Annotated in this window: 23 protein-coding genes; 4 read left to right on the top strand and 19 right to left on the bottom strand. The window is 49.0% G+C overall.

Going from position 1 to position 23776, the window contains the following annotated elements; genetic code table 11:
- The first annotated feature begins 23 nt into the window (after nt 1–23).
- Complete coding sequence (locus tag KXU80_RS03390) at nt 24–944, top strand: hypothetical protein (protein ID WP_219836893.1); 921 nt, start codon at nt 24–26, stop codon at nt 942–944.
- Nucleotides 945–1170: 226 nt separating this feature from the next.
- Here the strand turns inward: KXU80_RS03390 and KXU80_RS03385 are convergent, their stop codons facing one another.
- The 14 genes from KXU80_RS03385 to KXU80_RS03320 form a co-directional block, all read right to left on the bottom strand.
- Complete coding sequence (locus KXU80_RS03385; RefSeq protein WP_219836892.1) at nt 1171–1986, bottom strand: EcsC family protein; 816 nt, start codon at nt 1984–1986, stop codon at nt 1171–1173.
- 205 nt (nt 1987–2191) lie between these two features.
- Entirely contained in the window at nt 2192–3901 is a 1710-nt protein-coding gene (locus KXU80_RS28260; protein WP_219836891.1) for a metallophosphoesterase family protein, read from the bottom strand.
- Nucleotides 3902–3916: 15 nt separating this feature from the next.
- Nucleotides 3917–4729: a histidinol-phosphatase HisJ family protein gene (locus KXU80_RS03375; protein ID WP_219836890.1), complete on the bottom strand. Its 813-nt coding sequence runs from the start codon at nt 4727–4729 to the stop codon at nt 3917–3919.
- A gap of 33 nt (nt 4730–4762) precedes the next feature.
- Nucleotides 4763–5521: a DeoR/GlpR family DNA-binding transcription regulator gene (locus KXU80_RS03370; protein ID WP_219836889.1), complete on the bottom strand. Its 759-nt coding sequence runs from the start codon at nt 5519–5521 to the stop codon at nt 4763–4765.
- Between the two features lie 97 nt (nt 5522–5618).
- Complete coding sequence (locus KXU80_RS03365) at nt 5619–6569, bottom strand: CehA/McbA family metallohydrolase (RefSeq protein ID WP_219836888.1); 951 nt, start codon at nt 6567–6569, stop codon at nt 5619–5621.
- Nucleotides 6570–6593: 24 nt separating this feature from the next.
- On the bottom strand, nt 6594–7934 hold the full coding sequence (locus tag KXU80_RS03360) for an ABC transporter substrate-binding protein (RefSeq protein ID WP_219836887.1): 1341 nt from the start codon (nt 7932–7934) through the stop codon (nt 6594–6596).
- Nucleotides 7935–7971: 37 nt separating this feature from the next.
- Nucleotides 7972–8790 carry a carbohydrate ABC transporter permease gene (locus KXU80_RS03355; RefSeq protein ID WP_219836886.1) on the bottom strand — a complete coding sequence of 273 codons (819 nt, stop codon included), beginning with the start codon at nt 8788–8790 and terminating at the stop codon, nt 7972–7974.
- A 17-nt stretch (nt 8791–8807) separates the two neighbouring features.
- Entirely contained in the window at nt 8808–9680 is an 873-nt protein-coding gene (locus KXU80_RS03350) for a carbohydrate ABC transporter permease (RefSeq protein ID WP_219836885.1), read from the bottom strand.
- A complete protein-coding gene (locus tag KXU80_RS03345) occupies nt 9673–10758 on the bottom strand; it encodes an ABC transporter ATP-binding protein (protein WP_219836884.1) in 1086 nt (361 codons plus the stop codon). Before KXU80_RS03345 ends, KXU80_RS03350 begins: the two co-directional genes overlap by 8 nt.
- Nucleotides 10759–11087: 329 nt before the next feature.
- Nucleotides 11088–11435, bottom strand: a complete 348-nt coding sequence (locus tag KXU80_RS03340; RefSeq protein ID WP_219836883.1) for a CD3324 family protein — start codon at nt 11433–11435, stop codon at nt 11088–11090.
- 351 nt (nt 11436–11786) lie between these two features.
- Entirely contained in the window at nt 11787–12545 is a 759-nt protein-coding gene (locus KXU80_RS03335) for a cyclase family protein (RefSeq protein ID WP_219836882.1), read from the bottom strand.
- Nucleotides 12546–12584: 39 nt separating this feature from the next.
- The gene (locus KXU80_RS03330) at nt 12585–12956 is read right to left on the bottom strand and encodes an iron chaperone (protein WP_219836881.1); all 372 of its coding nucleotides are present in this window, start codon (nt 12954–12956) and stop codon (nt 12585–12587) included.
- 99 nt (nt 12957–13055) lie between these two features.
- On the bottom strand, nt 13056–13649 hold the full coding sequence (locus tag KXU80_RS03325; RefSeq protein ID WP_219836880.1) for a YdeI/OmpD-associated family protein: 594 nt from the start codon (nt 13647–13649) through the stop codon (nt 13056–13058).
- Between the two features lie 52 nt (nt 13650–13701).
- Complete coding sequence (locus tag KXU80_RS03320) at nt 13702–15090, bottom strand: sialate O-acetylesterase (protein WP_219836879.1); 1389 nt, start codon at nt 15088–15090, stop codon at nt 13702–13704.
- Nucleotides 15091–15306: 216 nt separating this feature from the next.
- Between KXU80_RS03320 and KXU80_RS03315 the strand changes: the two genes are divergently transcribed.
- The 3 genes from KXU80_RS03315 to KXU80_RS03305 are packed head-to-tail and all read left to right on the top strand — an operon-like array spanning nt 15307 to nt 18876.
- Nucleotides 15307–16389 carry a GerAB/ArcD/ProY family transporter gene (locus KXU80_RS03315; protein ID WP_219836878.1) on the top strand — a complete coding sequence of 361 codons (1083 nt, stop codon included), beginning with the start codon at nt 15307–15309 and terminating at the stop codon, nt 16387–16389.
- Nucleotides 16382–17764, top strand: a complete 1383-nt coding sequence (locus KXU80_RS03310) for a spore germination protein (RefSeq protein WP_219836877.1) — start codon at nt 16382–16384, stop codon at nt 17762–17764. The genes KXU80_RS03315 and KXU80_RS03310 overlap by 8 nt, the downstream gene beginning before the upstream one ends.
- Nucleotides 17761–18876: a Ger(x)C family spore germination protein gene (locus KXU80_RS03305; RefSeq protein ID WP_219836876.1), complete on the top strand. Its 1116-nt coding sequence runs from the start codon at nt 17761–17763 to the stop codon at nt 18874–18876. Before KXU80_RS03310 ends, KXU80_RS03305 begins: the two co-directional genes overlap by 4 nt.
- Nucleotides 18877–18982: 106 nt before the next feature.
- Here KXU80_RS03305 and KXU80_RS03300 read toward each other — a convergent pair whose 3' ends face one another.
- The 5 genes from KXU80_RS03300 to KXU80_RS03280 all read right to left on the bottom strand — a co-directional run bounded on the left by KXU80_RS03300 (nt 18983) and on the right by KXU80_RS03280 (nt 23732).
- Nucleotides 18983–21244, bottom strand: coding sequence for an ATP-binding cassette domain-containing protein (locus KXU80_RS03300; RefSeq protein ID WP_219836875.1), 2262 nt, complete (start codon nt 21242–21244; stop codon nt 18983–18985).
- 182 nt (nt 21245–21426) lie between these two features.
- Nucleotides 21427–21825, bottom strand: coding sequence for an SRPBCC family protein (locus KXU80_RS03295; RefSeq protein WP_219836874.1), 399 nt, complete (start codon nt 21823–21825; stop codon nt 21427–21429).
- Nucleotides 21822–22151, bottom strand: coding sequence for an ArsR/SmtB family transcription factor (locus KXU80_RS03290; protein WP_219836873.1), 330 nt, complete (start codon nt 22149–22151; stop codon nt 21822–21824). Before KXU80_RS03290 ends, KXU80_RS03295 begins: the two co-directional genes overlap by 4 nt.
- Nucleotides 22152–22322: 171 nt before the next feature.
- Nucleotides 22323–22838 carry a hypothetical protein gene (locus KXU80_RS03285; protein WP_219836872.1) on the bottom strand — a complete coding sequence of 172 codons (516 nt, stop codon included), beginning with the start codon at nt 22836–22838 and terminating at the stop codon, nt 22323–22325.
- Nucleotides 22839–23057: 219 nt separating this feature from the next.
- A complete protein-coding gene (locus tag KXU80_RS03280; protein WP_219836871.1) occupies nt 23058–23732 on the bottom strand; it encodes a GDSL-type esterase/lipase family protein in 675 nt (224 codons plus the stop codon).
- Between the last annotated feature and the right edge of the window lie 44 nt (nt 23733–23776).

The following is a 23776-nucleotide window of genomic DNA, read 5'->3' as shown; positions in this document are numbered from 1 at the left end:
TCTCGAAAAGGAGAACCTTCAAAATGACTTGGAATACTCTAAAATCCAGAAGTTTTTTAACGGCTTACATATTGGTTATTCTCATGCTTGTTGGTTCCATTGTTCTTCAAAAAAGGGATATTCTCTTCCCGGAAATCGCTGGTATGGCCATGGGGGTTATGGCGTTTCCAGTACCGCATTGGATCAAGAAGCCGCTTCATCTATGGCTTTCTCCAACCTTAGCTGCATACTTTGGTACTTCTTTGAACTTCTTGTCCCTGACTCCTCTGATGAAAATTTGGTTAGGACTTGTCATTGTTGTCATATTCATGCACATTTTTCGCGTTAATTTCGGACCAACGATTCCTGCTGCATTGCTGCCGATTTTTTTAGGCTTACATGACTATGTTTTTGCAATCTCTACAACCGTCTTTACGTTTCTTATCATGTCGGCCGCTTATGTCGTGCGATCTCGAGCAAAGCTGCCTGATGGTCCGCAGCATTTTAGAAAGATAACGGATACGGTGATAATCACCATTATTTTAGGCCTCTTAATTGGTCTGGCATCCGTAACGAATCTAAATGTATTGGTCGTTCCGCCCGTATTCGCTCTTATCTTTGAGCTCTTTCATACGGAGAAATTTAGTTGGAAACAAGTTCCATCTCGCTTGGCTGTATTGGCGATTACAGCTCTTCTTGGAGTCAGCGTGTATCACTTATTGGCAGGTTCAGTCATATGGGTTGGGATTGTAAATATTTTAATTACATTCATTCTTTGTCAATTGTTTAAAGTTCCTGTTCCTGTTGCATTCGGCGTCTCGCTGATGCCGCTTATATTCCCGGCATGGGGGTCATGGGGATTTCCAGTCGGTGTCCTTGTTACAACAGGAGTTCTAATGTGTATTTGCGCAGCATACCGCCAGATCAGAGACAAACCTGCGGCACAAGTAGTGATTGAAAAATAGGGCTTTTTAAGTGGGCGAAGTACTTCTTGGCGAATATTAAATAGACGGCGCCTCGGGCTTCTATGCCCCGATCGCGCCGTCTTTGTATTCGTTGGTACTCGGAAGCGCATACGCCCCCCAATGGTTCCTCATAATAAAGGCATACTAGAATGCTGATTGGCAGGAGGCATCTCGCACGCATGCCCAACATTCGCCAAGACCTTATGCTTACCCTTCGCTCTTCGTATTAAAGCAACTTATCAGCATGCAATTTCTCGAGAATTCTGCGCTTCCTATACATCATTCTACCTGTTTCAGCGACATCTTGCAGGGTGGAGCGGTTCAGATAGGCACCGAATAGCATGCCTGCGATCGGTATCAGCTGAACCATTTTTTTCCACCCAAAGTTGTCTCTGTACGTCAGCATCACCTCGCGCCAACCCTGCAGCTGGGACAGTACCTGATTACTCTTCTCACCCGAATGAAAAGCGGCGAGATCTTCAAGAATGGCTTTCTTACCGACGACGTCAGCGGACGAAAACTGCAGACACTTGACGATAAATATGCGCTCCGATTGTTCGGTTGGGTCATAGCCGTAGCTTATCGCAATCTCCTGCAGCGCTTTAAGCGAGATGCCAAGCAGGAGCGGAATGTCGATGACGAGCGTGAAGATGCCTCCGATTCCCGTCGTTGCGCCTTGCACTGCCGCCGTCTTGCTGCTGGTTTCAATAATATGCTTGGCGATCTCATCCATTCTTCCGAGCGGAAGCTGGCCGATTCGTTCCAAGGCCGGTCCTTGATCCCCTTCTTCATTCGGGAAAAATTTGCGGTACATCTGCTCTTTGCTGATCAGATAACGCCCGCCGCTCTGGATGTAGCCCCCGAGCTCGTCAAGAGCTGTACCTATTTTATCCTGGATGAACTTCGGGGTGATTCGGTCCAGGATGGCAAAGGGCAGCCTGCCGAGTTTTTCCCAGAAGAAGATATCCTTCTGTTCGTGTTCCCACTGTTCAATCTGCCTTAATTCGGTTCTTAAATATGCTTCGGTTTCTGTATTCGTCATGGAGCGGACACCTCGTTTGGAAATTATCTATAGCCATTCATACTGTAAAAAGTACGGCGGCGTTTCATTAAATGTTGAAGGGTGTCGTAATTAGGCGTTTCATGCTGATGCTGTCAGATTTAATAATAAAGTTTTGCTGCATACAAAAAGCCGCAAAAAATTGCGGCTTGCAGCGATATAATGTCCATCAATAAGATCAAACCTATTATTCCCGAATATCGTCCGGCCATTCCGGCATTGGAATAAATCGGTAATGCAGCACTGCCTGGCTGATTACGGCATTTGCTTCACAGGCAACGATGACATGATTATCATCATTCAAATAAGTCCGGGTATCTACGCGATTGCAGAAATTCATATAGGCTGTAAATGCTCCAGAGTATGGTTTTAATGGTTCGCCTTCCCGAATGGGAACGCCTCTGATCAGTCCTCTCTTCGCATCAGCAAACATGCATTGCAGCGAATCCAAGCCTGTATTCGTAATCAGAATGCCATTGGACTGTCGAGATACGGTGACATCACGAATGCCGCCGGTCAGGAACGTTCCATGAATCCCCCATTGTATATAAGCTTGAGGCCGGCCATTAGCCGCTTGGGCTTCAGCCAGCGCTTCCGGGGAGCTTACAATATTCTCATGGAAGTAAGATTTTATCTCTGTCAATTCCTTCGTATGCGGATGATAGCCGACCCAGATCAACTGATGATCCGCCTCTCCCTGCCCCGTCTCTCTATCCCAGAACAGATGATAAGCGATGATCGGTTCCTCTGGATGACAGACGGCTATGCAATCCCGCAGCGTATAAGGCTCGTTCTCCGCCATATGAAGCTCGGGCGCAAGCAGCCTTGCCAGCTCGATCATTTCCGGTGAAGCCGGCTCAAGCTTCTCACGATTCGTCACCAGATGGTACGCGTATCTAGCTCGAAGATCGGATAGCCACCACTCGCCGCCATCGTTGGAGCGTGGGGGTGCGGGTTGCTCGGTCTGATTCTTCTCCGGCGCATGAATCGGCTGTTCCCGTACCACCGTATTGCCTTCGAGACGAAGCCAAGTCTCAAAGTCTCTGATTCCTTCACGAAGCAAAATGACTCTGGCACCTCGTTCAAACCCGGCCATACCATACGCGTTGTACCCCGTTCCCCTGCCGTAGCAGAGGCGGATCCCATACCAGTCACCGCAAAAATCATTGATATGATCGTGTCCGGCGAATGTGCCAAGCATATCCTGCTGCTCCAGCATGGCTGCGCCGAACCCAGAGTTGATGATGGGTGGAATGAAATCCTCATGCTTCACGCCATAGCAAATGCCTTCTTCCCACACCTGCTTGTATTCGGGAATGGGAATATGAAAGAAAGCAAGAGACGGTACTGGTTCTCCGTATTCGGCGGCAAGTTTCCGAGCGTTTTGGATATACCAATTGATCTGACTGGGACGAATCCAATCATAGCCTCCCACTGGTGCAGGCGCATGGCTGCCCGAATCGAGAAAATACAAGGCGAAGACGGTCCTTTCGTCAGCGCTCTGTACAGGAAGGATGAAATTGCCGACCCCGAAGATTTCCTCCGGACCCGGTTCGGAAAGGCAATAGGCGCTGTTTACCTGAAGCTCCATCAGCTCCTCGCGCGTGACGCCTTTCTCCGTATCATGATTGCCGTACACCGCAGTCCATGGAATTTCAGCCGATTCTACGCAGGAGACCGCTTCAAGAAAGGAGCGCTTGGGATCATCACTATAGTTCGCGTAGACGATATCACCTGTAAAGACGACAAGATCGGGTTTCTCTTCTCGCAAGACTTCCTGCATCAGCGATTGAGTGCGCATATCCAGTAAGCCGCCGCTTGACCAATGAAGATCGGTGAACTGAACAATCTTAAACGTGCCGTCATTCCTGAAGCTCAGACTTTTCTTAAGCGGCATAATAGTCCTTCCTTCTTAACCTGATATCGTCACGAGCTGAGGAACACGGCCGCGAAACTGCACGACTTCATGAATATGGTACGAGTTCAGCAATTCGATCGCTTGGCTAAATCCTTGTTCGATGCTGTCGATCCGATGGGCGTCAGAGCCTAGTGAGAACCATTTCCCGCCCAAATCCAAATACATTTCAATCAAGTAGGCGTGCGGATGAATCCACCCCTGCCGGAACAGTCCGGTCGTGTTCAGCTCGAGCACTTTGTCCTTGCGTATGATGGCTTTCAACAAATCATATAATACCGTTCTGCAGCGTTCGTAATCCGAGGCGGTGATCATCGTCTTCGTATAACGAGCGACGTAATCGAGATGGGCAACCACATCGTAATTATCCATGCTTTCGACGGCATCGCGTACATGGGAGAAATAATCCTCCAGCATACGATCCATCGGTTGATTGTGATAGGCCTCCTCCGCAAAATCGAGCACGCCGTTATTATGCACGGAAAGAAGCACCAGATCGTACGAATAGCGACCCAGATACTGATTGATGGCTTCATGATAGTCTTTGCGGTAGCCGACCTCGATGCCCTTCCGGATATCGATCGCATACGTTTGGCGCAATTCGGCAACCTCGCGTTCATAGCTGTCCATATCGATCAGAACGTCTTTCTTAAAATACTTGCAGTCGTAATCAAAATGATCCGTCGTCACGACCGCCTGTTTCCCCAGCTTTACGGCATGAGCCACGATATCACCCAAGGCTTCTTTCGAATCGGGCGAATAATTAGAATGTACATGTTGATCCACAATCGTATTGGGCACTTGCTGCATGAACGTAACCTTCCTTCACGATGATCGCCTTTATTAAGCGTTTACCCATTCTATGTTTGCTGATGCAAGCTTTTCTTTCCAATCCATAGGGGGATCTTCATTGCATATGACGCAATCGATTTCGTTGTAATCCGCATATTTGTACATGGATTTTACGTCGATTTTTGAATGATCGATGACGACATGCACTTTATTCGAACGTTGAAGCATTTTTTTAAGAAAATTTCCTTCATCGATATCATAAGTCGTAATTCCATCGGTGATCGAATAGCCGTTCGCGCCGATGAAGGCTTTGTCGATGTGGAATTTCTCCAGCAATTCGATCGTCATCGAGCCGGATGCGAACATTTGGTCCGTATCGATTTCACCGCCCAGAAAAATAAGCTTGCCCGTAAAATATCCTGATTTTTTTCGTTCGATCAGACTGTTCAATACCTGGATGCACCCGATGATGATCGTCAGGTTCTTCTTATTGAATAAGTGATTGGCGATTTGAATCGTAGTCGTGCCTACGCCCAAAGCAATCACATCGTAATCGTTGATCAATTCAACTGCTTTCATGCCAACGCGCTGCTTCTGTTCAATATTCATGGCGTTGCGCTGGCTATAAGGTGCCTCGTACAGGGTAAAGTTCGGCTTGATGCCTCCTCCATGTACGATAAGCAGCTTATTCTCCCGGCTTAACGTATCCAAGTCCCGGCGTATCGTTACCTTGGAAACATTCAATTGCTCGGCGAGTTCATTGACTGTTACCCTGCCCTTGGCATGCAATTCCGCCAAAATCATGCTCATTCTTTCCACCTGCAGCACAAAGCTTCACCTACTCCATTCATTTATCAACCCGAAATACAGCTGATCTGTATTCCGGGTTGATCTACGGGTCCATCGATTAATTTAAATAAATCGGGTTCGTAAACGCGAATTTACCATTCTTATCATAGCATTCGATTCGAATGAAATTTTCGTCGCCGCGCAATTTTTTGCGAAGTGACGTGATGTTCTCCCCGAGCTCGATTTGATACTGCCGAAGATCGCCGTTCATGTAGATGCGCTCCACCGGCGAACATTCGAATATCACTTCGTCGTTCTCGATGCGGAACTCGTAAATTTCCGGACCGGTCGAGGAGTAGAAGCTGCCTTCGACCAATGCTTGAACAACGGCATTGCGCGTCAGTTCCGGCGCTTTGACTACAACCCAGCCGCCGAAAGAGTCATTTTGCTTGGAGTAGAGCGGATAATTGTTGTGATTATCGTCCGTCGCCGTGCCCCACAGCTTCTTGCCTTTGCGCAGCAGCGTCTCCCACATCACGCGGGAATTCCCCATGTTCTCCATCCATTCCGAGCAATGATTGTAGACCTCCAGCGCAAACAGGTTATCTAGTGCGTACACGTCTTCCCATTCGACCGTGGACCAGTGCGGATGGTTAAACATGACGATGTTGCCCCTTGCCGTCATATCGTCAATGAACCCCTGAGCCGTATCATAGCTTACAAAATCCGGCCACTTGATCGGCTCCATATGCTTCAGCGGCTCCTTAGTCGCCGCGGCCAGGTGCTCGTCCGTCCCCATAATGACATGGAGGTGGAAGATCCGGCAATCGTCTGCCGGCATGCGGAGGCCTACTTCACTGGCCGGCAGCAGGATGAAATTCGGCTCATTATCCGCCTCGAAGTTGGAGAAGAAATCATGCTCGGAGTGCGCAATGAAGTGATACCCTTGCTGCTTGTAAGCCTCGCGAAGCTGTTCAGGCGTCAGCCTGCCGTCGGATAAAGTGGAATGTCCATGCAAGTTGCCTTTATACCAGCTGCCGCCATTCATGAAACTATTTTTTGTTACCATGAGGGTGCTCCCTTCTCACTCGCGTTATTTGTTTTCGTCAATAATTTGCTGTGCTGCTACTGCCGCATGATGCACGACTTCCTTCGGATCCTTCGACGTGTCAATCAAGGCGCCCTTCAGATCCTCGAGAATTGTCGTATACATGGCTTTCCAATTCTTCTGCCAAGGGCGGCTGTGCGCGAATTGCAGCTGGTCAATCGCGACTTGATATTGTGGTTTTTCTTGCAGCCATTGCTTCATTTCCGGTGTCTCCAGCGCAGATTTGGTCGTTGGCAGGTACCCCGTGGTTTGGAAGAATTTCGTAACGTTCTCGTCGTTCGCCAAGAAGTCGAGGAATTTACCTGCCGCCTTCTTCTGCGCTTCCGTTGCTTTGTCGATGATGATCATGTTCGCACCACCGGTCACGACCACGTTCTTACCGCCTTCTTGCGGCTGGAACGCCACCGCAACGTTGAACTTGGCGTTCTTGATCAGTTCGCCCATCGAACCGATCGAATCCCAATCCATGGCAACTTTGCCGTCGAAGAAGTTCTGTTTAATCAGATCAGACTGATTGTCCTGGGCGCTGTAAGCATTCAGCATCGTTTTATCATTAATCATGGTTTGGAACAATTGAATGATGCCGGTTCCCTTATCGTTATCGAACACGACCTGCGACCCGTCCTTGTTGACCATTTCGCCGCCATAGGAATAAACCGCAGACTCCCAGTACCATGCATCGGAATCCCAATACCCCGAGAAACCATAGATTCCTTTGGCCGGATTGCTCAGTTTTTTGGCATATTCCTGAAGCTCCGTCCATGTTTTGGGCCCTTTCGGATCCAATCCAGCCGCCTTCAATAAATCAGCGTTCATGTATAGAATTGGTGTGCTGCGGTTCATAGGCGCCGCCTTGAACATGCCGTCTGCATAGCTCGAACGAGTCAAGCCTTCGTTATAATTAGCAATCGTAGACGATGACATATATTTGCCCAAATCCGCCGCAATCGGATTATAGCGAGCCAGGAAGGACTCTTCGATTTGGGCGATTACCGGCGTGTTTTTGGCAACGAGCGCAGCTTCCAATTTCTCCGCAACGCCGTCATACCCGCCTTGACCCGACATGACGATTTCAATATCCGGGTTTTGTTCGTTGAATTTTACGATTTCGTCCGCGATCAGCTTACCGTTGCCGTTGGTCGGATCCCAGATCGACCAAAAATCGACTTTCACTTTCTCATTGCCTGCATCGGATTTAGTCGCATTTGCATTCGTTCCGGCTTGCGCATTGTCCGATTCGTTCGACGTGCCGCTGGAACAGCCTGTTACGGCGATGGCCGAAGCCAAGATACCCATCATTGCTGCGTACTTCACATTCCGTTTCATTTGTTTGCTAGCCTCCACTCATTTTTTATATTAAGGGTTACTTAATACCGTATACGAAAGCACTCTTAATGAAGCGGTTCGCTGCAAGATAGAGAACCAGAACCGGGAGAATCAACATCATGTTGCCTGCCATGACTTCATTCCAATGGGTGACGCCGCGGGTATCGGCAACCAAGCTCTTGACCGTCATCGGCAATGTTCGCACCGATTCCGAATTCGTTAGCACAAGCGGCCAGAAGTAGTCGTTCCATTTGCCGATGCAGGTAAACAAAATCGTGGTCAGCAGGAATGGCTTCGAGATCGGCACCATGAGCCGGGTAATGATTTGCAGCTCCGAGGCTTGGTCAAGCTTAGCGGCGTCCAGTAACTCATCAGGAATTTGCTTGAATGCCTGCGTCAGGAAGAAAATCGTAAATGACGAGAAAACAAACGGAACGATCAGGCCCCAGTAGGTGTCGAGCCAGTGCAAGTCACTGACCAGCACGTACATCGGCACGAAGCTCACTTGGGTGGGCAGCACCAGGTCGACCAGGACCAGCGCGAAGAGAATGCCGGAAAACCTAAACTTCTTCTTGGCAAAGGCATAAGCAGCCGGCACGCAAACGAGCAATTGTCCGAATGCAACCGAGAGCGTAATGATGACTGAATTCTTCGCGTAATGGAAGAAATGAATATGTACCCACGCCGTTTTGTAGTTGGTAAATTGTGGAATGTTCGGAATCAAGTCCGGCGGGAATCGGATGGACTCCACGTACGTTTTCAGCGAAGTACTCACTACCCAGGCGAACGGAAACGCAAACGCGAGGACTAATGCAAGAAGCATAAGGACACGCATGACTTTGATCGTATATCGCATCGTTACTCCATCCTCCTCTATTGGTAGTGAACTTTCTTAGCGAAGAAGTAATAGTTGGCTACGGCAACGATGCTTACGAACAGCATGAATAAGACCGAACCCGCGCTTGCTTTACCGATATTAAACTGCAAGAATCCGATCTGATAGATCCAATATACGACCAAGTTTGTCGAATTCTCCGGCCCGCCCTTGGTCATCAAGCTCACGATATCGAATGAACTGAAGGAAGCGATGGTCGCTGTAATGAACATAAAGAACAGCGTCGGCGACAATAGTGGCAGCGTAATGCGGAACAGCCTTGTCCATCTCCCGGCATTGTCAAGCTTGGCGGCTTCATAGATGTAGCCGGGTATGGACTGCAGGCCGGCGATCACGATCATGACACTGTAGCCAAGCCCTTTCCAAATCGTGACGACGATGATGGACATCAGTGATGTATCGGGACTCATCATCCATTTGAGCGTCGGCAGGCCGACTTCATGCAGCACAAAGTTGAGAATGCCCCTGCCTGGATCCATCAGCCACATCCACATCACGGTAATGGAGACGCTCGACAGGATGTGCGGCGTAAAGATAATGCTCTGCACGAGATTGTCCACCCACTTGTTCTCTTGAAAGAAGATCCCTAGCAGGAAGGCCAGTACGATACCGATCACGACGGTAAAGAAACTGTAATAAAGCGTGTTTCTCATGACCTTCCAGAACACGGGATCGTGAAAAATATTCATGTAATTTTTGAATCCGACAAAGCTCTTCGTTCCTAGCACGGTATCCCAGTTTATGAAGCTGACTCGCACCGCGAAGAAAGCCGGATACAAAGAGAATACGCATACGAGAATGACGGCCGGAGCGATAAGTACATACGGGTTGCGAAGGATCCGGTTAACCATACACGCTGCCAGTCAATTGATTGCGAGTCAAAGTGACACCCTCCATCGCCCCGACCTTGTGCAACGCGGACTCGATAAGCGCCGCATCGCTCGTCCGCTGCTCGTTGATATCGAAATAATACAGATCTTGACCGGATAAGTAGAGATGTACGGATTCCCCGACGTTTAAGTCAGCCTCTGTTTTCATGATGATTGAGCCCATGCCGGTTGCAACGTGATAGAGGTGGTCCATACCCAGCATTTCCTTGGTCATGACCATCCCGGCGGCTTGTATGCCTTCCAATTGGCTCTGCTTTGTAAGCTTCACCTTCTGCGGTCGAAATCCGATCGTACCGATATCCGGCAGAAGAATCGTATTCATGCCCGGATCGCCGATAAAGGTCGCGACAAACAGATTGGCTGGATGATCATATACTTCTTTTGGAGTACCCTGCTGCATGATACGTCCTTGATTGAAGATCACGATATCCGTAGCCATCGTCATCGCCTCGATTTGATCGTGAGTGACGAAGACGAATGTCGATTTCAAGTTGCGGTGCAGCTCGATCAGCTCGCTTCGCATTTGGTTACGTAATTTAGCGTCCAAATTGGATAAGGGTTCATCCATCAGAAACACTTCAGGTTTTTTCGAGATCGCTCTGGCGAGTGCAATTCGCTGCCGCTGTCCGCCCGATAAAGTGGAGGGCTTCGAATTCAAGTAGTCCTTCAGCCCGACCATGCTCACCACTTGCTCGACACGCATCCCGATCTCTTCCTTGGGAAGCTTTATATTTTTCAAACCGAATTCGATATTTCTGCGCACCGTCATATGGGGATAGATCGCATAGTTTTGGAATACCATGGCAATGCCGCGATCCCCGGGTTCCGCCTTCGTGACATTCTGTTCGCCGATATAGATCTGACCGGAGCTGACCTCCTCAAGCCCGGCGATCATTCGCAGAGCCGTCGTCTTGCCGCAGCCCGACGGACCTAGCAGCACGGTGAAAGAACGATCCTTAACTTCAAGTTCCAGATTCTCGATGACCGTTTTACCGTTCGAATAGGTTTTCGTTATCTCTTTCAGTTGAATTGCAGCCATCCTTCACACTCCTTCCTCTTCGTAAATCTTATTTTGGAACTTGCTGCTTACACTACGAATCATAGAATTGTTGTGTAAAATACAGATCAACTTTGATTTAATTTATTATTAATTTTATTTAAGTTAATCTATTTGTTCTTTTTTGTTCCTTTTGATCGAGTTGGGGTTGAGAGTTATCATTCAAGTTGTTCGTTATCCCATCACGCAAAAAAAGCCGCGATTTACGCAGCTTGCTATAACCGAAACAAAACGGCGAGGGAGACCCGCCGGGATTCAAAAATAAAGACGACCTCACTTTCCCAATCGGGCATGAGATCGTCTATTTGTTTTTATCGCTTGCCAGCCTGGACAGCTTCGTAAACGGTTGGCGAGTCAATGGCGTCTCCCTCGGATAAAGGGATCGCCGCCGCGCTGCGCAGCTTGATGATGATTTTGCGAATGCTTTCCCCGGACAAATGGTACTGCCGTTCAAGCTCCTGTACAGTGCTTCCGTTTGCATAGCACCGGTAAATCTCCTCGTTGCGCCGTTTGATCATGACGCGTGATCCGCTCTTCTCCCCCCAAGCGGCGCGCTCGTTCTGCTGCTTTGGGATGTACAGCAGTTCTCCTTGAATGTAGCTCTGAAGCTCCTCGAGCAGTCTAGGGGGAAGCACATCTCTTCCGTTTTTGTAGTTCAACGTAAACCTCCTTAATCGCTTCGACCATAGCTTCACCTTCGAAAATCGATTTGTTCACGTTTCCTTCCCCCTCTCGTCAATATGGATAAGCACGAGCTTGCAGCTCAGTCATGCTCTAATCAGTATAATTGAGGACGGTTCATCCCGTCATCCATTTGATGTAATAAAAGGGAGGCCATATGGCCTCCCTCCCTATAGTGATTTCCGCTTTAGGCGGAAATCACCTCCGTGTGCTTGATCAACTGAATCAGCTCCTTTCGCGAAGATTTCGTCGGCCCGACATCTATATTAACGCATAGGAAGTTGTGCTCCCGCAAGCGAAAGAATGAGTATAATCGTTTAATACCGCGGTTAATCTTCCAAGATGGCTACCGGCCGGGCCCATCCGGCGCTTGCATGCTCCACTTTAACGGGAAAGCAGCAGATCTTGAAGCCGAACGGCTTCGGAATCTGATCCAGATTAGCGAGCTTCTCGATCTGGCAATATTCCTTGTCCTTGCCGATGAAGTGCGCTGCCCACAACACGCCTTCTTTGGGATCCTTCTTGTAGGCTTCGGCCTGCAGATTCAGCGGAATATCCCAGCCCCAGCCGTCCGTACCAACTACCTTGATGCCTTGCTCGAGCAGCCAAAGCGTCGCTTCGGCCGATACGCCCGCATGGAGAAACGCATAGTGCTCGTGATAGAGCCGCTTGTCCGCATCGCTGCGAATCAGCACGATGTCGAAGGGTTTGAGCGTATAGTTGATCCGCTCCAGTTCGGCGATGAGATCGTTCGTCCCAATCTCGTAGCCTGGCGGCTTTGAGCTGAAGTCTAGCAGGACGCCGTCGGCATAGAACCATTCGAGCGGCAGCTCATCGATTGTTCGGGCAGGCTTTCCTTCCGAAGTCGGCCAGTAGTGCCAAGGGGCGTCGACATGCGTGCCCGCGTGGGTGTTGAGCGTCACTGTCTCGGTTGCCCACGCCTTGCTTTCCGGGAAGTTCTCCGGCGCAAGGCCAAGCACTGCCGCTGCCTGCTTGGCTCCATCCTCGTGCGAAGAGTATTCAATCTTGGCTGGCAGCGGTTCGCGAATACGCGGGCTAATAGATACGCTTAGGTCGATAAGTTTCATGTTGTTTATTCCTCCCTTGAATGTACAGCAAAGCCTATTTTATTTTCGCCAAAACGTCGTACAGTCTGCTTTATCCAATCTATTAAACTCGATCATGCGCTCAAGTAAGGCGTAATCGATCGGACTCTTCCACGGCATACGTACCAATTGGCTGCTGTGATCGTAGCCTGCCTGTACAATTTCATCCGAAAAATGAATCATTCCCGCTCTTTCGGGGGCAACAGCCAAATGCTGCTTGGCAGCGCTAAATCCAATGATATATGTACCGTGATCCGTAAACATAGGTTGATTCCACGAAATGATAGGCGTTAAGTCAGGATAATTCTCAGCAACCCAAGTTAAAACTTCCTCCGTTCGAGCCCGATGCTGGGGGTTATCTATGCTTGCCAAATAGGCTGCAAACACTTCCATCGTATTTCCTCCTGAAATAACAGAATTAGCTCTTAGCCTGCACTTCCTTACTATACCATATCAGATGCGTTCCCTTTACGAGTTATCGAAATGCCCGCATCAATCATCCAATCCCTTGCCCTCGAGAATGTGCTGCGTATATTTTTCAATCCTTGCTACTCGCGTTTTGGATTGTTTGGCCGCCGAAAAGTAAAGCATGTAGGCTCGCTGCCGTCCCGGCGTTAATGCTTCAAAAGCCGATTGCAGTCCAGGGATTTCATCGCATTTCGTCTGAAATTCTTCCGGAATTGCAAATTCTGTCGTTTTCTTGAAATTCACTTCCAACCCGGTTTTTTCAACGGCAATGGCTTCTTGAATATAGGCTTTCAGGATCGCTTCCATCTCAACGATTTCTTGAACATGCCTAAAGCGGATCTGGCGCGCCGCCTGTACATTCTCGGTTTGTTGAACGAGAATACCGTGCGCATCAAGCAGCAAGGCACCTTTGTGGAACAATAGCGCGCAGTATTCTTTAAACCCATGGATTAAGACGATGTTTTTATTATTTAGCGTGTAACAAGGATGCATCCACTTAAATTCTTCGGTCAATCCGCAGTCAAGGACAATCGCTCGTAGCTTCTCATATTCTTCCTGCCATTTGTCAGCCATGCTAATAAACACATCAACTTTGTGATTCGTGTTACTTGTTGTCATCAAGAAAATCTCCATTCCACTGATTATCGTTTATTGTTCTGCGTACTTTGCCTCACGTAACCTTCTGGCCATAAAAAGCTAGAATTGGCATATACGTGCCCGAATCCAGGGGCAAGAAGCTTGAAGGATTCATCTGGTATGCCCCGTGCACAACGGTTTCACCCTCTGCAGCACGAGCTAGGTTCAGCGTTATTTCGCCGCGTGCGGTTATTTGCCAGCTGCTAATTCCGATTTCGCCATGGATATCCTGGGCCGAGAATACCTGTGAGACAGGTCCGATCGCCAGCAGGTAACCGGATACGTTAGCAAATTGCAGACAAATGCCAATCCCACCCTTTTCCGTGAATGCGGCAGAAGTGAGGCAAGGGGCTTCCGTATGCAGCACTGCACACCCATAAATATGTGCTAACGCAACTTTGCCCATTCTTTCGCCAATGATCATATTTCCCGCAGGGCTGTTATGTATACCATCCGATAACGGGCAATCTAATGCCGGAATGACATAAACGTTCGGGATCGTTAACGCTGCTTGACGTTGTGCTTCACGCACGCGCCCCCAGGATTGATCGGCTTCAGCCGATGCTGAATCCGTGCAGCGGTTAAGCTGAACCGTCAAGACCGGTAAACTTGCATCCTTCAATTCACGCCGCCAATGCTGCACGGTATGTCCGAATCGTTTCAGGTAGCTGGCTGAGTCCGCAGGCGAACAGTCTGAACAGCCTTGATACCAGAGTATCCCCCGAACCTTGCCGCCGGCCGATTGAATCGTCTTCATCATATTGCGATGCAGAACGCCATCTTCGTCTGGATTCCAGGCTTTTAACGGGGAACCGCCAAGTGCTGTTTGCAGCAAACCAATAGGAATGCCAACCTCTTTTTGCAGCAGTTTGCCAAATGCAAGAAAGGGAGAATGGCCGGGATTAGCTCGTTCCCGATTCTCGAAATGAATGGAAGCCGTTGATTCATTAAAAGGATGCGTAGCCAAATCCCATTGACCGTTGTTGCGGAGCAGATGGATCCCCGGCTGAGGCGCGTCTTGGAATGGACCTTTACCGTAGCCCGCAGCATTGCTCTGTCCGGCTATGACCCATAGATCGCCTACGCCGATGTGATGAATCATATCGCCGCGAACCGCCCATTCTAAGGCTGGATTATCGTCAAGCTGCAAACACGTTTCCAGACGATATAATCCTCCCTGAGGAATCGCATTCAAGGTGATTTTCCAGGCTTGCTCTGCTAACATAGCAGCGGGCTGCCAAGATGCAACTTCTCTTGCATCCTCTTCGCCGACTATTCGGGTATATACTTGTACGCTGCTCGCTTGCTCCTCCTCCGGAATGACCCAGATCCCGGACAACGTGATGCTTCCCACCCCATTCTCTTGCTGAATAATCGCCCAGTGCTGGGGTCCTTTTTGAATGATAGCTCCGATCTGATTCACGCGGATATCACAATCCTTTATCGTTTAATTCATTGTACTTCTCTTTATTTCCTTAGAAATCCTTCTCGTTCACTTCAAGAAGCCGCCGATTCGACTTGAACGCAACTGTTGACGCCTATAATGAGCTTCCATCAATGGAAGCTTATTTTCTTGCATAATAAAGCGTATGCATGGAAATATTAGCCACATTGAGACCGAAAGGAAGAACGGATCGGTATGAACGGTAAAATCACCTCCTTCCAATTATCTATGCTGCTGATTACATTTATCGGAGTCTCCAACCATGTAATCTTGATACCCATCTTGCTAGATACCTCGAATCGCGATGCCTGGGTGTCCGTCTTGTTCGCCATCGTCCCTTCCTTAATGCTCGGCCTGCTGTATGGCTATATGTACAAACATATTCCTGCTTCGCTGTCCACTTGGGCGTATGAGAAAACCAATCCACTAATTGGGTTTATTTTTTCACTTCTATTCTCCGTATACTTCTTAACCCAGGCGAGCATCAGCTTACGGGATACAATCGTTTGGTCCAATACGACCTATTTGACTTATACCCCGACATGGGTTGTCGGCCTCTGCCTCATCGGCGCCTGTTATTTCACGGCAAGAAAGGGATTGGCCGCCATTGCGATCACCAATGGCATTCTTCTCCCCTGGATCGTGGTCTTCGGCTTATACGTCCTGACGGTAAATTTTCAATTCAAAGATTACAGCTACCTGTTTCCCGTATTTAAAAATTCGGCGCTATCGATCACGCAAGGCGCTTGGTACACGACATCGGGTATTACGGAGATCTTTCTCGTGTTCTTCCTGAAGGACGATGTCAGGGGAAAGCTGTCTCGCAAATACATGATTCTGGTTGTATTCATATTGATTGAGCTAATGTTCGAGCCATTGGCAGGCATTATGGCCATGTTCGGTCCGTTCGAAGCCGCGATGCTGCGGTACCCGACCTACGAACAGTGGCGCATGGCATCCATTGGAAGCATGCTCAGTCAAACCGACTTCTTGTCCATTTATCAATGGTTAGCCGGTGCTTTTATACGTATATCGCTTGCGATCTATATCATTCAGACACTATGGGTGAAGAAATGGCGGCATCCCGAAATACTGCTTCTCCTGATTACCCTGCTCCTCTTTGTCATCAATCAATTCAAGCTATCGGATGTCACCTTCCATAATCATGTGAAAACCTACTATATGGTTTCCAGTCTGTTTTGCGGCGGTGTTAGTGTCGTGATCTTAATAGGTATCTGGGCGGGTAAGAACAAGAAGGCGGTGAAGCGGAATGGCTAAATTAAACGAAAGCGACATTCGGAAGTTATTCGAAGACTGCGGTGATGTGAGCTTCGAGCCAAATGGAAGCTTTCTGTTCATTTTCTGCCAAGGCATGTCCAATCGGGAGCAAATCAATGAAATAAGCTCTCGCAGCGAAGACGTTTGGCGGCAGCACCCCGTAACTTTAACATCGGAATGGAAGCACGAGCTCGCTTCCTATGTATTTAACGGCAACTTACTCCTCTTTGATTTGGAAGCGGAGTGCTGCTACCTGCAATACGTCGCAGATCCGCCCGAAAGAAACCCGGAAGAGTCCGTCACGGAAACGGCCACAAAGGGAGCGCGCGACGGATTTACCGAAAGCATCATAACGAATGTAGCGCTGATCCGCAAACGGCTGGGAACGCCGACTCTCAAAGTGGAATCCTTTACCATTGGCGTAAGGAGTCAGACCGCGATATGTCTGCTCTACATCCAAGATATTGCGAATAAGCAGGCTGTCGACGAGGCGCGTGCAAGATTAAGGAAAATCCACATCGATGCGCTCATTACGAGCTCTCAGCTCGAAGAAGCCATATCGGATAAATCCAGGTCGATATTACCACTAATCGACAATACCGGACGGCCCGATTTTGCCGCTGAGTACCTGATCGGCGGACGTTTCGTGATTTTGCTTAACGGCACGCCGCTCGCCATCATTGCCCCTGTTACGCTATCATCGCTCATTAAATCACCGGAAGACGCTTATTTCCGAGGCATTATCAGCTCTTCTCAACGCCTAATCCGATTATTCGGCTGGCACTTGGCCCTGTTCCTGCCCGGTTTCTACATCGCGCTGATCGGATTCAATTTCGAGCAGGTACCGCTGCCTCTGTTAGCTACGATCGCAACAAATCGCATCGGACTTCCAGCCTCACTCCCGCTGGAGGCGATTATCGTGCTCATCTTGTTCGAGCTGTTTAAGGAAGCCGGGCTGAGGCTCCCGAAGTCGGTGGGGCCAACGGTAACCGTCGTCGGCGGTATCATCGTCGGCGATGCCGCCATACGAGCCGGCATTACATCCCCGACGGTTACGGTCGTGGCTGCGACCACGGTGATTGCCGGCTACACGCTTGTGAACCCGACGCTGAGCGGCATCGTGTCGGTCGTCCGCATTCTCATCATGTTTATCTGCTCGATACTCGGAATGTTCGGGTTCTTCCTCTCCATCTTCTTCGTCATCGCCTATTTATCGGATCTCAAATCGTTCGGGGTCCCTTACCTCTCTCCGATTTCACCGCCTTCTTGGGAAGACCTCAGAGGGGCGCTCTTAAAGAAAGCGGCGAATCAAATGAAAACGCGTTCCCAGAACCTTCATTTGCAGGATGATACGAAGATGAGGGACGGAAAATGATGAAGCGGGCTTGGAAAGCAGCTTTAGCCGGCTGCATCGCGTTATCCCTCTGCGGCTGCTGGGATGTAAAAAATATTCAATACTTCAATTTCGTCAATATGATCGGCATCGATTATGTCGACGGGAAATATAAAATCTATGCGCAAATCAATGAGCTAGCATCCATGGCGAAGCAGGAAGGGAGCGGAACTACGCCGAATCCAATCGTTGTCGGGAAAGGCGTAGGCGACAGTATCGGAATGGCGATGTACGATCTGCAGAAGGAAAGCCAGATGCGTACCGATTGGACGCAGAATAAAGTGTTTATATTCAGTGATCGCATGCTTGCCAGGGGTGTATTCGATATCCATGACGAGTTGATGCGAACGCGCGATCAACGCTATACGCCCTGGGTATTTGCAACGAACGAAGACCTCGCGAAGGTCCTAAGCACAAAACCGATCACTGGAAGCTCTTCTGTTAACACCATGTACTACCAGCCAAATCTCTTATATAAACAGATGCAATCCTCATTCGAGCCGCTGAGTTATCAGCAATTCATACGATCTTCAAGGGAACCGTTCGAGACGACGCTGCTTGATCATATCAAGCTCACCGAGAACTGGGATAAAGACGGCAAGCCGATTACGCTGCCCATTGTGAACGGCCTTGTTGCTTTGAGGAACGGCAGGAGCGAAGCCAGTTTCAACCGTGAGAAAGTAGCCGGTGTGAAATGGTTAAAGGAAGCAACCTTACGCGGCATGCTCCCCCTCAAGGATGATCAAGGCACATTCGTTGGCACTGCAGTGCTAAAGAACAATAAGGTGAAGAAAACAGCCGCATACAAGAACGGTAAACGCTTCGTCAACCTGAACATTAGCCTGGACGCCGCCCTACGGGAGCAGAAGAAACCGCTTGGGCTGCATGAGATGAATACGTTGATTCAGAAGAACATCGTAGGCGAAATCACGCAAACCTATGAAGTCGGGAAGAAACGCTCCGTCGATATTTACTCCTTAAACGAAGTCTGTTATCGTCAAGGTCTTGCTGTTAAAGATAAGGATATTCCGGAGATTGAGCTGCATGTCAAAGTCAAGCTTCTCACTACGAGCATGTTCGAGCTGCGGGAGTAAATCGAACATGCAGACAGGCTATTGGGGCAAGCAGCAGCACTGCCCCTTGCTTGTTATTTCATAAAATAAAGGCTGCCGATTCTGCTGGCAGCCCTGCTTGTCATGTTCATGATGATGCCATCAAGTATCTTCCCGTGATCGACTGCTCCGCAAGAATGATCTGCTGCGTTGTTCCCTCGAATACCACCTGACCGCCCTTGCTTCCTCCATCAGGTCCCATATCGATGATCCAATCCGCTTGGCTGATCACATCGAGATTGTGCTCAATGACGATGACCGTATTGCCGGCATCCACGAGGTTGTTCATGATGCCCAGAAGCTGACCGATATCCGACATATGCAAGCCGGTCGTAGGCTCGTCCATTACATAGATGCTCCCCTTCTTATGCAGCTCGCTTGCCAGCTTGATTCGTTGGCATTCTCCCCCCGAGAGCGAGCTGAGCGGCTGGCCGAGCGTAATGTAGTTCAGCCCGACATCGTTCATCGCCTGGAGCTTGCGTACAACATCCTTGAGCTGGAAAAATTCCAACGCCTGCTCCACCGTCATTTCCAGCACATCTGCGATCGACTTCCCGTTCAGTTTGTATGCGAGCACCTCTTCCTTGAATCGTCTGCCTCCGCAAACTTCACATGGCAGCTTCACGCTGTCGAGGAATGCAAGGTCTGTATACACGGCGCCCAGCCCTTGGCAGTTCTCGCAGGCTCCCTTGGAGTTGAAGCTGAACAAGCCTTGATTGACCTTATTCGCGGATGCGAACGCCTTGCGCACATCATCCATAATGCCCGTATAAGTCGCGGGATTCGAGCGTGTGGACACGCCGACGGCTGATTGGTCGATGACGATTGCATCCTGATGCTGGCTGAGGAAGATGTCGTTAATCAGCGTGCTCTTGCCCGAGCCAGCAACACCGGTAACCACTGTTAGTACGCCAGTCGGAATAGCTACGCTCACGTTCCGCAGGTTGTGCAGCGCTGCATCCTTAATGGGCAGCTTACCGGTTGGCTGTCTGCAATCTTGCTTCAGCTGCAGCGGCCGCTTCATATGATTGCCTGTCAGCGTATCTGACTCAAGCAGGCCTAGGAAGCTTCCTTCATATACGATGGTCCCGCCGCGGCTGCCAGCGTGAGGCCCAACGTCGACGATATGATCCGCTACCTTGATCACATCGGGATCATGCTCGACGACAATCACGGTATTGCCCTTGTCGCACAGCTTCTGAAGCAGTCCATTCAACCGATGTACATCACGGGGGTGCAAGCCGACGCTGGGCTCATCGAAGATATAGGTGACATCCACCAGACTACCGCTTAGATGCTTCACCATCTTGACGCGCTGCGACTCGCCGCCCGACAAGGTATCCGTCTCACGGTTCAGCGTGAGGTAGTCAAGCCCGATATCGACCAAATGCTGAAGCCGCTCTGTCAGCGACTTGATGACCGGCGCGGCGATGGCTTCGTCAATCTCCCGAATGATGCGGATAAGCTGTCCAACCTCCATAGCGGACATCTCCGCGATGTTGAGTCCATTGATTCTGCATCCCAGTGCGGCCTGACTAAGTCTCGCGCCGCGGCAGCTGGAGCAGGGACCTTCGGAGATGAATGGCGCAACAGCTTGCTGCGTGCGCTCGGACTTCGTCTTCACATCCTGCTTGATGTACTTGTTGGTGAACTTCTCAATGACGCCTTCTATGGTAAGATTAACGGCCTTCCCGGCGAACTGCGTCTCTACTTTCCTCGCCTTGCCGTAAAGCAGCTGATCCCGTTCCTCCTCCGAATAATCGCTCAGCTTCTTATCGGGATCGAAGCCTGCCTGTACGAGGCCATTCAATTCCCAGCCGTCTACCGTATAGCCCGGCAGCAGAATCGCTCCTTCCTTGAGCGACTTTGACATGTCCACCGCCTTGCTCAAATCAACGCCCAGCCTGCGGCCGATCCCGTTGCACTCCGGACACATACCCTGCGGATCGTTAAATGAAAATAGGTTTGCTTGTCCAACATAAGGCTGACCTACGCGGGAGAAGAGCAGACGTAGAATGGGAGAAATATCGGTAATCGTGCCCATCGTGGAATGGGAACCGCCGCCCAGCCGCTTCTGATCCACAATAACAGCCATGCTCAAGTTCTCGATCGCATCTGTATCCGGCTGCGGAACGCGGGGCAGAAAATTGCGCACGAACAGGCTGAAGTTCTCATTCAGCAATCGCGTGGATTCTGCGGCGATCGTGTCGAAGACGATTGATGATTTGCCGGAGCCGGAAACCCCGGTGAAGATCGTGATCTTCCGCTTGGGAATGCGCAAGGATACGTTCTTGAGATTGTTTTCCCTTGCACCCGAGATGACAATATACTCCTGATTGGACTCGCTCAAGCATAACACCCTTCCATTTATGTTAATTCCTACTTATATTCATAGTCTATCATGCATCGCCCACAGTAAATAGCAGAACGAATTAGCACCAGATCTTGTTGTGACTCCATAGAGTGCAAATAAACCGGCTGCCTGTAGCATGTAGCCGGTTTAAGATATTCCAGGTCATTTCAGGTTCGACGTTATAGAACCAACAGCTTCTCAAGCTCGCCGAGCATAGCGCCCCAGCCATACTTAGCGCCATTGTAGGCTTGTTCATTCGAGATTCCAGTTTGTTCAAGATGAAGGTTAACCTTGCCGTCCCCTAAATCCTGCAGCGTCCAGGTGACCGTGTGCTTCTCCCCTGCGCTGCCCCATGTGTACGACAACCGGCTTGGCTCGTCTACGATAAGCACTTCGCCTTCAACAATGCCATCCCACCATTCTGTCGGCTTCTGGCGAAACTGGAAACGGTGTCCGACGACGGGTTTGAAGTCATTTTCCATGACCCACTTAGCAAGCTTGGCTGGATCGGTCAAGGCGGCCCAAACCTTCTCGATCGATGACGAGTATTGATAATCCAAGGATAATGTTAAACTCATTCTTCTTCCTCCTCCAATAATAGGTTCAAGCGCATCATATTCGTACTCCAGAACTTGCTGTAATAAGCCACCCAATCTTGTATTTCCCTAAGCGGGTCGGCGTTTAATCGATATCGCGTTTCCCTGCCGACTTTACGGTCAAGCACGAGTCCGGCTTCTTTAAGAATGGTCAAATGCTTGGATACCGCTGTTCGGCCCATTTGAAACTGTGCGGTTAACTCATGAAGCGGCAGCTCGGCTGCCTCTGCTAACAATTGAATCAACCGGCGCCTAGTCGGATCTGCAATCGCGTCGTATACATCCCGCAACTGGTTGTTCTCGTTCACAACACCCTCTCCTAAATTTCTGATGATCCCCAATTGGACACCATTTGGTGACGGTTTAAGTATATGACACCATTTGGTGTCCTGTCAATCACATGCCCTGCTGAGCACTAGTATGGCCATATAATAAAAAATCCGCGTTATCCGCGGATATCTTCATGTTGCTATGGTTTGTTAGAAGCGATCGTCTAATTTCCAAGTTTGTCCGGTCTTAATGATGGAATAAGTAGTCGTATCATGCGTTCCATTATTCCAGTCGCGATTGACTCGTAACTCAAATGATTTGCTGGATATTTTGGTAAAGCTTACGATATCATAACTCAGTAAATCAGCACGCTCAATCTGTAATTCAGCATGCAACCCAATAACCTTACCGTAGGTAAAGACTGAAGTATCTACCCCAGTACACCACAAATAAACGTTTCTCACATAATGCTCAGTTGAATATTTACTCCACTCGTGAATATCATTGAATCCCTTAAAATAGTTCTCAATGACTTCAATAACAGCCAAATCTGTAACCTTCACGCCAAAATCCAGGATATTATTTTTCACTTGAACTTCTTGAACGAGATACGAAGCATTAACGTTCTCAATAGCTTGGACCGAACAACCTGATACTAATATGGCGATTATGGTTGCCGTAATGATGCATTTTATTCGCGTAAATACTGGCCGGTATATGTTCAAGGCACCTCCTCTTATTTGAAGAATATACCATATCTTAACGGTGATGCGTTTAGTTTACAGTTTATTTGTAATCTCGCCAAGAAGACGAGTCCACGATTCTCCAAGCACATATTTTGCATAATCAAGAGCGCTGTCATTCAATCGTTGAGTGGTTACATGATCCGTATCGCACAGCGCTTTAAACCACTTATTGAGTAGTTTCATCGCCTTCTTTTCCGTCTAGAGGTATTTTTGCAAGTTGTTCAATACGACGGCATAACCGTTTGGCAGCATGTGAATTCCGTCTACGGCGTATTCCTGCTTTAAATCCCCTTCCGCATCTGTCAGACCCTCATTCACGTCGATGAAATCATAACCGTGCTTGATAGCCAACTGCTCGATCGCTTTGTTCGCATCCCGAATCGTCTCATTTGTTCGAAACTTAAATACCTCATCCATCGATTCTCTCGGCACGAATGGGAATTCCGCCTTGGCATTCACCGGATAATAAGCCATAACATATACCCGACATGCTGGAAGCCGATTGGCAATTTGGGTCAAAATTTTATTGTAGCTAGCAATCAGGTGCTCCAATTCGTAGTCCGAAGCGCTAATATCATTGGTTCCGATGTTGATGAATAATTTGGTAGGCTCAAGCTCAAAGATACATGCCTCCATTGACGCCAATAAATCCGCTGTTACGTATCCAGCAATACCTCGATTATAAATACAATAATTGCGCTGCAGCGTCTGCTGCAGTTCGTTAATCGGAAAAAATTCCATTAACGAGGAGCCGACGAGAACCGTTTGTCCCTTCAGGGCCAACTGATTGAGGATGCTATACTTCTTTACCTTTTCGCTTTTCTCATCATGGATTATATGATTTTGATCATTTGTTGTCATCGTTACCTTCACATCCTTCCATTCTTTTTTTATATTACGATATACGAGCTATTTAA

The organism is Paenibacillus sp. R14(2021) (assembly GCF_019431355.1).
In the GTDB taxonomy this organism is placed as follows: domain Bacteria; phylum Bacillota; class Bacilli; order Paenibacillales; family Paenibacillaceae; genus Paenibacillus_Z.
The sequence above is the reverse complement of the archived record's forward strand: the minus strand, read 5'-3'. Positions and strand labels throughout refer to the sequence as shown.

What these genes read in the sequence shown, in the direction of transcription:
- KXU80_RS03390 (WP_219836893.1), top strand. Translation starts at nt 24, where the DNA reads ATGACTTGGAATACTCTAAAATCCAGAAGTTTTTTAACGGCTTACATA.
- KXU80_RS03385 (WP_219836892.1), bottom strand. Translation starts at nt 1,986, where the DNA reads ATGACGAATACAGAAACCGAAGCATATTTAAGAACCGAATTAAGGCAG.
- KXU80_RS28260 (WP_219836891.1), bottom strand. Translation starts at nt 3,901, where the DNA reads ATGCCGCTTAAGAAAAGTCTGAGCTTCAGGAATGACGGCACGTTTAAG.
- KXU80_RS03375 (WP_219836890.1), bottom strand. Translation starts at nt 4,729, where the DNA reads ATGCAGCAAGTGCCCAATACGATTGTGGATCAACATGTACATTCTAAT.
- KXU80_RS03370 (WP_219836889.1), bottom strand. Translation starts at nt 5,521, where the DNA reads ATGAGCATGATTTTGGCGGAATTGCATGCCAAGGGCAGGGTAACAGTC.
- KXU80_RS03365 (WP_219836888.1), bottom strand. Translation starts at nt 6,569, where the DNA reads ATGGTAACAAAAAATAGTTTCATGAATGGCGGCAGCTGGTATAAAGGC.
- KXU80_RS03360 (WP_219836887.1), bottom strand. Translation starts at nt 7,934, where the DNA reads ATGAAACGGAATGTGAAGTACGCAGCAATGATGGGTATCTTGGCTTCG.
- KXU80_RS03355 (WP_219836886.1), bottom strand. Translation starts at nt 8,790, where the DNA reads ATGCGATATACGATCAAAGTCATGCGTGTCCTTATGCTTCTTGCATTA.
- KXU80_RS03350 (WP_219836885.1), bottom strand. Translation starts at nt 9,680, where the DNA reads ATGGTTAACCGGATCCTTCGCAACCCGTATGTACTTATCGCTCCGGCC.
- KXU80_RS03345 (WP_219836884.1), bottom strand. Translation starts at nt 10,758, where the DNA reads ATGGCTGCAATTCAACTGAAAGAGATAACGAAAACCTATTCGAACGGT.
- KXU80_RS03335 (WP_219836882.1), bottom strand. Translation starts at nt 12,545, where the DNA reads ATGAAACTTATCGACCTAAGCGTATCTATTAGCCCGCGTATTCGCGAA.
- KXU80_RS03330 (WP_219836881.1), bottom strand. Translation starts at nt 12,956, where the DNA reads ATGGAAGTGTTTGCAGCCTATTTGGCAAGCATAGATAACCCCCAGCAT.
- KXU80_RS03325 (WP_219836880.1), bottom strand. Translation starts at nt 13,649, where the DNA reads ATGACAACAAGTAACACGAATCACAAAGTTGATGTGTTTATTAGCATG.
- KXU80_RS03315 (WP_219836878.1), top strand. Translation starts at nt 15,307, where the DNA reads ATGAACGGTAAAATCACCTCCTTCCAATTATCTATGCTGCTGATTACA.
- KXU80_RS03310 (WP_219836877.1), top strand. Translation starts at nt 16,382, where the DNA reads ATGGCTAAATTAAACGAAAGCGACATTCGGAAGTTATTCGAAGACTGC.
- KXU80_RS03305 (WP_219836876.1), top strand. Translation starts at nt 17,761, where the DNA reads ATGATGAAGCGGGCTTGGAAAGCAGCTTTAGCCGGCTGCATCGCGTTA.
- KXU80_RS03295 (WP_219836874.1), bottom strand. Translation starts at nt 21,825, where the DNA reads ATGAGTTTAACATTATCCTTGGATTATCAATACTCGTCATCGATCGAG.